Annotated in this window: 9 protein-coding genes and 1 riboswitch; of the genes, 5 read left to right on the top strand and 4 right to left on the bottom strand. The window is 54.6% G+C overall.

Annotated elements, in window-relative coordinates:
* Positions 1-2 precede the first annotated feature (2 nt).
* Positions 3-389: a Na+/H+ antiporter subunit G gene (locus V8L70_RS18735; protein ID WP_008958593.1), complete on the top strand. Its 387-nt coding sequence runs from the start codon at positions 3-5 to the stop codon at positions 387-389.
* Positions 390-592: 203 nt separating this feature from the next.
* Here V8L70_RS18735 and serB read toward each other — a convergent pair whose 3' ends face one another.
* The 4 genes from serB to pgi all read right to left on the bottom strand — a co-directional run bounded on the left by serB (position 593) and on the right by pgi (position 7,675).
* Positions 593-1,519: a phosphoserine phosphatase SerB gene (gene serB / locus V8L70_RS18730; RefSeq protein WP_101146283.1), complete on the bottom strand. Its 927-nt coding sequence runs from the start codon at positions 1,517-1,519 to the stop codon at positions 593-595.
* Between the two features lie 3 nt (positions 1,520-1,522).
* Complete coding sequence (gene parC, locus V8L70_RS18725) at positions 1,523-3,775, bottom strand: DNA topoisomerase IV subunit A (RefSeq protein ID WP_101146284.1); 2,253 nt, start codon at positions 3,773-3,775, stop codon at positions 1,523-1,525.
* A gap of 6 nt (positions 3,776-3,781) precedes the next feature.
* Entirely contained in the window at positions 3,782-5,677 is a 1,896-nt protein-coding gene (parE, locus tag V8L70_RS18720; protein ID WP_101146285.1) for a DNA topoisomerase IV subunit B, read from the bottom strand.
* Between the two features lie 315 nt (positions 5,678-5,992).
* Complete coding sequence (pgi, locus tag V8L70_RS18715) at positions 5,993-7,675, bottom strand: glucose-6-phosphate isomerase (protein WP_101146286.1); 1,683 nt, start codon at positions 7,673-7,675, stop codon at positions 5,993-5,995.
* Positions 7,676-7,819: 144 nt separating this feature from the next.
* On the opposite strand from pgi, the gene cmoA reads away from it, so the two are divergent.
* From cmoA to V8L70_RS18695, 4 genes are all read left to right on the top strand, one after another.
* Positions 7,820-8,563, top strand: coding sequence for a carboxy-S-adenosyl-L-methionine synthase CmoA (cmoA, locus tag V8L70_RS18710; protein ID WP_101146287.1), 744 nt, complete (start codon positions 7,820-7,822; stop codon positions 8,561-8,563).
* Between the two features lie 2 nt (positions 8,564-8,565).
* On the top strand, positions 8,566-9,645 hold the full coding sequence (gene cmoB / locus V8L70_RS18705) for a tRNA 5-methoxyuridine(34)/uridine 5-oxyacetic acid(34) synthase CmoB (protein ID WP_232774795.1): 1,080 nt from the start codon (positions 8,566-8,568) through the stop codon (positions 9,643-9,645).
* Positions 9,646-9,690: 45 nt separating this feature from the next.
* Positions 9,691-9,794, top strand: a riboswitch (TPP riboswitch).
* Positions 9,795-9,851: 57 nt separating this feature from the next.
* Positions 9,852-10,415, top strand: a complete 564-nt coding sequence (locus V8L70_RS18700) for an NUDIX hydrolase (protein ID WP_022524007.1) — start codon at positions 9,852-9,854, stop codon at positions 10,413-10,415.
* A gap of 63 nt (positions 10,416-10,478) precedes the next feature.
* Positions 10,479-11,450 carry a thymidylate synthase gene (locus V8L70_RS18695; protein ID WP_022524008.1) on the top strand — a complete coding sequence of 324 codons (972 nt, stop codon included), beginning with the start codon at positions 10,479-10,481 and terminating at the stop codon, positions 11,448-11,450.
* Positions 11,451-11,684 lie beyond the last annotated feature (234 nt).

The raw sequence follows: 11,684 nt of genomic DNA, 5'->3' as shown, positions 1-11,684 counted from the left end.
CTATGTCTGTAATCGTTGAAGCGCTTATTTCACTGCTGCTGATCGCCGGCGGAATCTTTGTTTTTATCGGTTCGCTGGGGATGGCGCACCTGCGCGATTTCTATATGCGCCTGCATGGCCCGACCAAGGCCACCACCTTGGGCATCGGCTGCATGCTCATCGCTTCGATGCTGTATTTCTGGAGCGTGGACGGCAAACCGGATATCCAAGAACTGCTGATTACGCTTTTCCTGTTTATTACCGCCCCCGTCAGCGCCCACCTGCTGGCCAAATCTGGCTTACACCTGCGATTGAAGCATGCGGTCAAGACGCAGGGGCATCCGGTCGAGTTAAGGGCTGAAGAAGTCGGCGACAAACCGGTACCGCACCCCGATAAGGGCCATGGCTGAAAGCGAAGCAATCTCGCTTTTGTTATTGCGAGCGAGATGCGGCAATCTCGCTTTTGTCATTGCGAGCGAAGTCCGGCAATCTCGCTTTTGTCATTGCGAGCGAAGCGCGGCAATCTCGGGTTGAACTGCGCCCCCGCAGGTTGAGATTGCCGCGTCGCAGGCTCCTCGCAATGACACTTTTCGCGACGCTGCCACAGCAGGTTCTACGGTGTTAAATCCTGCTGCTGGTAGCCGAGCAGGTAGAGCACACCGTCAAGCCCCGATGTCGAGATCGCCTGACACGCTTGGGCACGCACCAACGGCTTGGCCCGAAACGCGATGCCCATCCCCGCTTTGGCCAGCATTTTAAGATCGTTGGCACCGTCACCCACCGCTATCGTCTGATCGAGGGTAAAGCCCTGTCGCAGTGCGATGACTTCGAGCAGTTCGGCTTTGCGCTCAGCATCCACGATTGGTTCGCTTACTTCACCGGTCACTTTGCCATTTTCAATGATCAGCTCATTGGCATGAATCTCGTCAAAGCCAAGCTTCTTTTGTAAGTGGAGAGCAAAGTAGGTAAAGCCGCCGGAGAGTATGGCGGTGCGATAGCCTAACCGCTTTAGATTGACCATCAGGCGTTCAACGCCCTCCATCAGCGGCAGCTCCTCAGCGATGTCCGCCAGCACCGACTCATCCAAACCGACCAGTTTGCTCATCCGCTCGCGAAAGCTCGCCTTGAAATCCAGCTCCCCGCGCATGGCACGCTCGGTGACTTCGGCGACCTCTTCACCCACGCCATGGCGGCGAGCAAGCTCATCAATCACCTCAGCTTTAATCAGCGTGGAGTCCATATCGAAACAGACCAAACGGGGCTGAACGTGATCGCGAGTATCTGGTTGGGCAACGATATCAATACCCAGCGTTTCACTCAGCAAAAGCGCGGCGTCGCGCACTGCTTTGCTATCTGCGTCGCCAGACAAACAGTACTCAACACAGTCGATGCCGTCACCTGACTGAAATGAGACATCGGCAAGCCGTTGGGTACTCTTCACGTTCAGATTAAACTGCGTAATGAGAGCATTTACCTGAGTTTGAATGTCGGCGGTTAAATCCGACGCTAGTACGGTTAGGATCAAATCACCGCGTGCCATTACTTACTCCCCTGCCTCTAGTCGATCTACTTTCTGGAAGCCGCGGGGCAGCTTACTACCACGCCGACCACGCTCACCGCGATAGTATGCCAAGTCGTCGGCTTTTAGCGTCAGCTTGCGCTTGCCAGCATGGATCAACAGCGCATCACTGGCAGCTAGCACCACAATGCCGGTAACAAACTCCTCCCGGCGGGCGGCTCGTGGGCCTGGGATATCGAGCATTTTATTGCCCTTGCCTTTAGACATCTCGGGCAACTGATCCAAGGGGAACAGCAGCAGTCGGCCCTCATTTGACACCGAAGCCACCCACAGCTCCTCGCCCTCAGGCACTTCCACTGGCCCCATGACATTGCAGCCCTTGGGCAGGCTAAGGACCGCTTTACCCGCTTTGTTTTTACCGGTGAGCGTATCTAGCCGCGCCACAAAGCCATAGCCGCCATCAGTGGCAAGTACGAAATGCCGCTCCGGTGGCGCAAACATCAGCCCCGCCATCTTCGCTCCGGCGGCAACGTTAGCACGCCCGGTAACCGGCTCACCCTGGCCACGCGCACTGGGTAAGTTATGCGCAGACAGCGTATAGGCACGCCCGGTATCGTCCAGTAGCACCAGCGGCTGATTGGTTTTACCTTTTGCCGACAGTTGGAAACTATCCCCGGCTTTATAAGAGAGCCCTTCGGGGTCGATATCGTGCCCCTTGGCCGCACGAATCCAGCCTTTATCCGAGAGCACCACGGTAATCGGGTCAGCGCCTAGCAGCTCTACTTCAGACAGTGCCTTGGACTCTGCCCGCTCGACCAGCGGCGAGCGGCGCTCGTCACCATGCTCTTTACCCGCCGCGCGAATCTCTTTTTCAATCAGCGTAGTGAGCTTGGCTTCGCTGCCTAACAGACCTTCTAAATATTTGCGCTCTTTTTCAAGCTCATCCTGCTCACCGCGAATTTTCATCTCTTCGAGTTTGGCAAGATGACGCAGACGCAGCTCTAAAATGGCTTCCGCTTGACGTTCGGAGAGTCTGAAAGTCGCCATCAGCGAGGCTTTTGGATCGTCTTCCTCACGGATAATACGGATTACTTCATCCAGATCGAGGTAGGCAATCAGCAGGCCTTCCAAGATATGCAGACGATCCTCGACTTTACCTAGGCGGTGCTCTAAACGGCGGCGCACCGTGCTACGGCGGAACTGTAGCCATTCGCCCAGCATTTCCGGCAGCGGCATGACCCGTGGGCGGCCGTCCAGGCCGATCACGTTCATGTTCACCCGCACGTTCTTTTCCAAATCGGTGGTGGCGAACAGGTGCGCCATTAATGACTCAACGTCAATCCGATTGGAGCGCGGTTCAATGACCAGCCGCGTTGGCTCTTCATGGGTCGATTCATCGCGCAGGTCGGCCACCATGGGCAGTTTTTTGGCCTGCATTTGAGCAGCAATCTGCTCAAGTACCTTAGCGCCACTCACCTGATAAGGCACCGCGGTAATGATGATATTGGCTTCTTCGCGGATATAACGTGCGCGAAGTTTGACCGAGCCGCGGCCTGATTCGTAGAGCTTACGCAGGTCCGCAGGCGGGGTAATAATTTCCGCATCGGTAGGGAAATCCGGCGCAGGCACGAATTCCATTAAATCGGCAGTGGTCGCCTTGGGGTTGCGCAACAAATGGCATGTGGCTTCGACGACTTCCGCCACATTGTGCGGCGGAATATCGGTAGCCATGCCGACGGCAATCCCGGTACCGCCATTGAGCAGCACATGGGGTAACTTTGCAGGCAGTACCAGCGGCTCCTGCATGGTGCCGTCGAAGTTGGGTGCCCAATCGACGGTGCCTTGGCCTAGTTCACCCAGCAGCACTTCGGCGAACTTGGAAAGCTTGGCCTCGGTATAGCGCATGGCGGCAAAGGATTTAGGGTCGTCGGGGCTACCCCAGTTGCCCTGGCCATCCACCAGCGGATAGCGGTAGCTAAATGACTGTGCCATCAGCACCATGGCTTCGTAGCAAGCGCTGTCGCCATGGGGGTGAAATTTACCCAGTACGTCACCGACGGTACGCGCCGACTTTTTATACTTGGCGTTGGCGTGCAGCGCCAGCTCGCGCATGGCGTAAATAATCCGCCGCTGCACGGGTTTCATACCGTCGCCGATATTGGGCAAGGCGCGGTCGAGAATGACGTACATCGAGTAGTCGAGGTACGCTTTTTCAGTGTAGTCGCGCAGGGAGAGGCGTTCGACGTCTCCCTCCGCTACTTGAATATCCATGGTCATCGGGGGTTATACCTCAATGTCTGCGAGGTTGCCGTAATCTTCCAGCCACTTTTTGCGATCACTGGCACGCTTTTTGGCCAGCAGCATATCCATCATTTCCATGGTGCCGTCGCCTTCCGTTAAAGTGAGCTGGACGAGGCGTCGAGTTTCCGTCGACATGGTGGTTTCACGCAGTTGCAGCGGGCTCATCTCACCCAGGCCCTTGAAGCGCTGGACGTTGGGCGTGCCACGCTTGTTAGCGAGCTGCTTGAGAATGGCGGCTTTTTCGCTCTCATCCAGGGCGTAATGCACTTCTTTGCCCAAATCGATGCGGTAAAGCGGTGGCATCGCGACATAGACATGGCCTGCATCCACCAAACTGGGGAAGTGGCGCACGAACAGTGCGCAGAGCAGCGTAGCAATGTGCAGGCCGTCAGAGTCGGCATCAGCGAGAATACAGATCTTGTGGTAACGCAGTTTTTCTAAATCGGCGCTTCCAGGGTCGGCGCCAATGGCGACCGCGATATCGTGAACCTCTTGAGAACCATAGATATCGTGGGTCTCCACCTCCCAGGTATTCAGGATTTTACCGCGCAGGGGCAAAATGGCCTGGGTTTCGCGGTTACGTGCCTGCTTGGCACTGCCGCCTGCCGAGTCCCCTTCGACCAAAAACAGCTCGCTCTGGGCGGGATCCTGGCCGGAGCAGTCCGCCAGCTTACCGGGCAGCGCCGGGCCGGAAGTGACCTTTTTACGGGCGACCTTTTTGGCTTTTTTCTGCCGATTTTGCGCCGCGCTGATCACCAGCTCGGCAATCGCTTCGGCCTGATCCACGTGGTGGTTCAGCCACAGCGAGAAAGCGTCCTTAACGACGCCGGAAACAAAACCGGCAATGGTTCGAGACGAGAGCCGCTCTTTGGTTTGCCCGGCAAACTGTGGGTCGAGCATTTTAACCGAGAGCACAAAGGAGGTGCGCTCCCAAAGATCGTCGGCGGTGAGTTTTATGCCCCGGGGCAACAGGCTGCGGTATTCGCAGAACTCGCGCAGCGCGTCCAGCAACCCGGAACGAAAGCCGTTTACATGGGTGCCACCCTGCGGCGTGGGAATCAGGTTAACGTAGCTCTCCAGCAGCGCTTCTCCGCCTTCGGGTAGCCACTGAATCGCCCAGTCTACGCCGTGCTCGTCGTCATTGAAGTGGCCGACAAACGGCTCCGCCGGCAGCACTTCGTAGCCGTCGGTAGCTTCGACCAGATAGTCGCGCAAACCGTCGGCGAACTCCCACTCGGTCGAAGTACCGTCAGGTTCTACCAGCGTGACTTTCAAGCCGGGGCAAAGTACCGCCTTGGCACGCAGCAGATGTTTAAGCCGGGTTAGCGCGAGCTTGGGGCTATCGAAGTAGCTCTCGTCTGGCCAGAACCGCACCAGAGTACCGCTTGCCCGCTTGGGGGCTTTGCCAATCTCATGCAGCTCTTCGACTTTCTCACCGAACTCGAAGGCCATGGCATGGCGTGCGCCATCGCGGGTGACTTCGACATCTAACCGACGCGACAGCGCGTTAACCACTGACACCCCTACCCCATGCAGGCCGCCCGAGAAGCGGTAGCTAGTGGAAGAGAACTTGCCACCAGAGTGTAGCTTGGTAAATATCAGTTCAACGCCTGACACACCGTGCTCAGGGTGCAGATCGATCGGCATCCCCCGGCCGTTGTCCTGCACTTCGATCCCGCCATCGCTATGCAGCACGACGTTGATCATGGTGGCATGCCCCGCCAGCGCTTCATCGACGCTGTTATCGATGACTTCCTGGGCTAAGTGATTGGGGCGTGTGGTGTCGGTATACATACCGGGACGCTTACGTACCGGCTCGAGCCCGGACAGGACTTCGATGGAACTCGCGCCGTACTGAGAGGCATCAAACTGGGTCATGTAACGTCGGTTCCCTGAAAAATCGTACTGGCAGCCATATTAATGCTGAATCGAGTAATGGGCAGCTTGCAAAGAAGCACAGGATAGCGGAAAAGCAAAAAGCTGTATATCTAGCCATGCTTCATGCTTATTACCAGGGGCGCCGGGGATAGGTCGTAGAGGAGGTCATTTGCCATGGCCGGAAAAGTGATCCCTTCAATTCCGGCATTTCCGCCATCCATGGCGGTCAGATGGCAAATTTAGCGCCCATGGATGGGTTCACAGCGCCTCCTCGTAGACCTGTCGCCGGGTTAGCCCCGGGCTTGAATGGCTACATTATTCCTGCTCAGCCGCCCAGAACGCTTCAATCAACCCCTTACTGGAAGCATCCATCCGCGATAGATCGCCCTGATGGTCGATAATCTTTTGAGTGTCCGTGGCGATCTGCTTACCTAGCTCAACGCCCCACTGGTCAAACGGGTTGATATCCCAAATTACCGCCTGAACAAACACTTTGTGTTCATATAGCGCGATAAGCGACCCCAGGGTAGCGGGCGTCAATTGGTCAAGCAGCACTGTGGTTGAAGGCTGATTGCCACGATAGCGCTTATGCTCAGGCCGCGGGCCGTCATCTTCCAAGGCATCGTCGCCAAGCATAAGAACGCGGGACTGGGCAAAGCAGTTCGCCAGCGACAAGCGGTGTTGAGCTTTAAGATGGTGACGGGTGTCCGGATCTTCTACTTCGTTATAGCGCTTCAGCGGCGCTATGAAATCGCACACGACCGGTTGAGTGCCCTGATGCAGTAACTGATAAAACGCATGCTGCGCATTGGGCCCCAACTGCCCCCAAAGCACCGGGCAGGTAGAGTAGTTGACGGGTTGACCTTGGCGAGTCACTGACTTGCCGTTGGACTCCATCTCCAGCTGTTCAAGGTATGCGGCAAAGTACTCCAAACGCCCATCGTAGGGCAGAATAGAGTGCGCGCGAATATCCAGAAAATTGACGTTCCAGATACCTGCCAATCCAAGCAGGACAGGTAAGTTATCTTCCATGGGCGCTTCAGAAAAGTGGCGATCCATGGCGTGGGCACCCGCGAGGAATTCGCGGAAATTCGCCATGCCGACCACCAGCGCAATGGGTAAGCCAATCGTGCCCCAAAGCGAATAGCGACCGCCCACCCACTCCCAGAAGGTTAACTGGTGGTCGGGAGTGATGCCCCACTCGGTCATTTTTTCAGGACTCGCCGAAACACCAATGAAATGCTGACGAACCACTAATTCAGCGCTAATCGGCGTCGCGCCATGTTGGGTCAAGCGGCTTAACAGCCACTCGCGAGCCGTGTTGGCGTTGGAGAGCGTATCGATAGTCGTGAATGATTTAGATGACAGCACAAAGATGGTGGTTTCAGGGTTTAACCGGCTCAGATAATCCGCTAACTGCGAGCCATCCATGGTAGAGGCAAAGTGCACTTCGACCGGATGAATACCTTTGGGCCGGAAATCTGTCAACGCATGGGTAACCATTAACGGCCCAAGGTCAGAACCGCCGACACCTAGATTAACCACATGACGAATCGGCTTGCCGGTGGCCCCGCGCCACTGCCCGGCGTGCAAACGGCTCACCAGGCGCTCCATTTGGGCAAGGCTTTCGTGCACAGCGACGACGATATCTTCACCTTCCACCTCAAGCGTCGCATCGGCGGGTAAACGCAACGCCGTGTGCAACGCCGGGCGATTTTCGCTGACGTTCACCCGCTTGCCACTTAGCAGCGCCTCAATGGCAGAGGGTACGCCCGCTTCGCTGGCCAGGGTAAACAGATGTTCGAGCGTATCGTCATCCCAGCGCTGCTTGGAAAGATCCAGCGTCAAGCCTGCCACCTGGCGAGTAAAGCTTTCCCAGCGAGAGGGTTCGGTGCCAAACAGCGTTTTCAAGTGAACGTGCTGCAGCGTTTCAGCGTGATGCTTCAACGTCTGCCACGCGGGTAACGTATCGGGGGTAGCGCTTGATGCTGAGGCCATATGGCATCTCCAGTGGCGTCGATCCTTGCAGCAGGAATCTATTCTAACCAGGCCTATCCTAACCAAGTCTATTCTAACCAGGCCTGTTCTCGTTAATTCAGGGCGCGTAAACTAATACGCCTTTTCCATGATTCCGGCTTGCCCATGAGTGATGCATCTTACCGTGACGCTATCTTTTCGACACCCCTTGACCGGGTAGCGCGCTTCTCTTTCGATGAAAAAGTGGTCGCCTGCTTTCCTGATATGATCCGCCGCTCGGTGCCTGGTTACGGGCAAATTTTGGGTATGCTGAGTCTCATTGCCCAGCGCCATTTGCGCCACGGCGCCCATGTGTATGACCTGGGCTGCTCGTTGGGCGCCTCGGGCCTGGCGTTAGCGGGCGCGCTGGCGCCGGACGCCTTTCGCTATACGGGCGTTGATCTCTCCCCCGCCATGGTTTCCCAGGCCCGGCAAACCTTTGCCGACGAGTGCCCTGCGTATGCTATGCAGGTAGAAGAAGCTGATATTCGTACCCTGGAGTATGCACCTTCGGGCATGATCATTCTCAACTTTACGCTGCAGTTTCTCCCTGCCGCAGACCGCGATGCGCTGTTGGCAAGGCTTTACGCGGTGCTGGAGCCGGGTGGCGTCTTGATTCTCTCAGAGAAAACCGTGGATGCCGACGAGCGCGATAACGCCTGGCGGGTCGAGCGCTACCATGATTTCAAGCGTGCTAATGGCTATAGCGACCTGGAAATAAGCCAGAAGCGCACCGCCCTTGAAAACGTACTGGTACCGGATACCCTCGACGCCCTCCATGGCCGCTTGAAGCAGGCTGGCTTTCCACGCTCGATGACCTGGTTCCAGTACCTTAACTTTGCCTCGCTAATTGCGTTTAAGGAGGGTTAAAGGTGGCGCCGTTACCCGACGATCATCGCGCGATTTATCAGGCGTTTTTGGATCAAGCAACCCTGGATGCTTCGCTAACACCCTGGCTTACAAAGCTACCTGAGCAGTTAGCCCACGGGTTAGATCGTAACCGCCATGGCGACCTCTCCGCCTGGGAAAAGGCTGTTGCTAAACTGCCAGCGCTGCCCTCCGACAGGCACGTGGACTTAAACAGCGATACGGTCACCGTCGACCTTGCCCTGAGTGACAGCCAGCAGCGTCAGTGCTTTAACCTGCTAAGAAAGCTCGCCCCCTGGCGTAAAGGCCCTTTTCAACTGGGTGGCATTCATATTGATACCGAATGGCGCTCGGACTGGAAGTGGCAACGAGTGGCCCCGCACTTGGCACCGCTACAATATCGTAAGGTGCTCGACGTGGGTGGTGGCAGCGGTTATCACGCCTGGCGGATGGCCGGGGCAGGCGCGGCCTTCGTGCTGATCATAGACCCCTCGCCACGCTTTTACTGGCAGTTTCAGGCGGTACGCCACTTCGTCGGCGATGCCGATGGCGGAAAAACGCAGTTCTTACCGGTGGGCATTGAGGATGTGCCGGAGAACCTCGGTTTTTTCGATACGGTATTTTCCATGGGCGTGCTCTACCACCGCCCTGCTCCGCTGGAACATCTGCAGCAGTTAAAAGCAGCCTTGGCGCCAGGTGGCGAGCTGGTGCTGGAGACCCTGGTGGTTGAGGGAAACGAGCAGACGGTATTCGTGCCCGGCGAGCGCTATGCGGCGATGCCTAATGTCTACTTCCTACCCTCTTCCAAAGCGCTCTGCCACTGGCTGGAACGCTGTGGCTTTATCAACGTCCGCGTGGTCGATGAAGCGGTCACCACCCTGGAAGAGCAGCGTTCAACAGCGTGGATGACCTACCAATCACTGGCGGATTTTCTTGACCCTAACGACCGTACGCGCACCATTGAAGGCTACCCCGCACCACGTCGCGCGGTGATTTTGGCGAATAAGCCGGGCCAATTAGCCGTTAGCCAAGTGTGCGAAGAAGGTGTCAAAACCGCCCCGGCGTCCGCCAAGCCGCCGCATTGAATTGCCCCCCAAATATTGACTTATACTAAAACTCATAGTAACAGTAACTTTTCCGAGGGGTGCCTGTTATTCAGGCTGAGATGGAGTTATCCAAACCCTTTGAACCTGATCCGGCTGATACCGGCGTAGGAACGGACATAAACCATATATGAATCTGTTTTGACACCTACGCCTGTATTATCCGAATCTCAATGCAGGAGTGTATCGTGTCGCAAGGTAACTCAACGCCCGCTAACGCATCTACGCTCAGTAGTACCTCCCCTTTTAACACGTCTGATAAAAACCGCCTGAACTCCGTACTTGCCAAGCCACGCTTGGCAGCAATCGCCGTAACTCTGCGTAATAATGAAGTTCTCCTCGTCCAACGCAGTAAAGAACCTCAACGGGGCACTTGGGGCTTCCCCGGAGGATCAGTGGAACCGGGAGAAAGCCTACATTGTGCAGCAAAGCGCGAATTAATGGAGGAAACCGGTATCACAGCATTGGTAGGACCGTTAATTGATGTAGTAGAAGTAATCGGATATGACCCAGAGGGAAGTCACCACCACTTCGCCTTGGTTGCCCTTTTATGTCACTACGTTGATGGCGAGCTACGGCCTGGTGATGATGCTGCGGACTGCCGCTGGGCGAAAGTTATAAACGGAAAACTCAACTTCAATGAAGCCTTAGCTGATCACGTCGCAGATACTGTCGTGAAAGCCTTTAATTTGCACAGTTTGATCGTCAAAGAAAAATCAAACGCGATTCACAGCTCCAATTCAGCTTTTTAAACTACTCGCCATCATTCGTATCAGCAAAATACGCCTCTTTGTCCACCGAAAGAGATGAATATAATGATGCACAAACATTATACGAATTTCACCAGCCTCTACAGAGATACACTGCATAAAATCTGCTTTGAATATGAATATGTTAACTCACCTAGAGGAAATAAAGAGCGAGAACTCATTGGCTTCAATATCCGACTCGACAATCCTCCTGATCGTTTTTGTCTAAGCAAAATACGCAAACAAAATATTGTTTTTAATTATGCAGAAGCGTTATGGTATTTATCAGGTAAAAACGACTTAGCATTTATTTCCTGGTACGCCCCTTCAATGCAACGCTACAGCCCAGATGGTATAAGCTTACCTGGTACTGGTTACGGAGCTCGTCTTAAAAACTTTGGTGCAGACACGCTCGATCAAATCGAACGAGTGATTGATATCCTTAAAAATGACGATCCCGACAGTAAGCGCGCTGTCCTTCAAATATTTAGTGCGGAAGAAGATCTTTATCGACGCAATATCGACGTTTCATGTACCTTGGGTCTTCAGTTGCTACTCCGCGAAGAAAAGTTGAACATGGTCAGCTATATGCGTGCAAATGATGCCTACGTTGGCATGCTGAACGATATTTTCTCTTTTACTTTCTTGCAAGAGTATATTGCTGCCCGCATAGGCTGCAAAATCGGTCACTACACACATCAAGTTGGTTCTATTCACGTCTATGAAAGCACACATGAGCGTGCGCTTGAACTTTTGAATAGTAATGAAACTATACCCCAGCCAGGCACAGTACCTTTAATGCCAATTGGCACCTCCCCGACTACCATACGCAAACTATTGGAATATGAGTCAGAGATCCGTAGCGGCTTGTTGACGTTTAATGATATGGCTAATCTTAACCTAACGACGTATTGGCGAGATGTGCTGATGTTGTTCTGGATCTATCGCCAAATCAAGATAGGGAATGCGCTGCCTCAAAAGGCGTTAGAGATAATTAACCCCTACTATCAACCGTTTCTTATTAATCGCTGGGGATAGTTGTAGTGGCATAGTGAATTTGGCCACCTAATTAGAGGTGCTAATATGCACCAAGACATCACTAGGTGGCAGCATGGCAACAAGACCTGGTCTTGCCCAGTAACAGTAGACACTGGTCTTGCCCAGTAACAGTAGACACCTCAAAAATGTAATACGCTACGATGAGGTGAACCATGGCAAGATCGACAACATCAATGAAGAAAAAAACTTATACCCGTTACTCAGATGCCTACC

Origin of the sequence: Vreelandella arctica (genome assembly GCF_037070215.1) — a bacterium.
GTDB lineage: Bacteria > Pseudomonadota > Gammaproteobacteria > Pseudomonadales > Halomonadaceae > Vreelandella > Vreelandella arctica.
This window is presented reverse-complemented; position numbering and strand designations above follow the sequence as displayed.

Bases quoted from the DNA above. Each gene is read 5' to 3' on its own strand.
- cmoA (WP_101146287.1), top strand. From the start codon at position 7,820: ATGAGTGATGCATCTTACCGTGACGCTATCTTTTCGACACCCCTTGAC.
- V8L70_RS18735 (WP_008958593.1), top strand. From the start codon at position 3: ATGTCTGTAATCGTTGAAGCGCTTATTTCACTGCTGCTGATCGCCGGC.
- parE (WP_101146285.1), bottom strand. From the start codon at position 5,677: ATGACCCAGTTTGATGCCTCTCAGTACGGCGCGAGTTCCATCGAAGTC.
- serB (WP_101146283.1), bottom strand. From the start codon at position 1,519: ATGGCACGCGGTGATTTGATCCTAACCGTACTAGCGTCGGATTTAACC.
- pgi (WP_101146286.1), bottom strand. From the start codon at position 7,675: ATGGCCTCAGCATCAAGCGCTACCCCCGATACGTTACCCGCGTGGCAG.
- V8L70_RS18695 (WP_022524008.1), top strand. From the start codon at position 10,479: ATGATGCACAAACATTATACGAATTTCACCAGCCTCTACAGAGATACA.
- parC (WP_101146284.1), bottom strand. From the start codon at position 3,775: ATGACCATGGATATTCAAGTAGCGGAGGGAGACGTCGAACGCCTCTCC.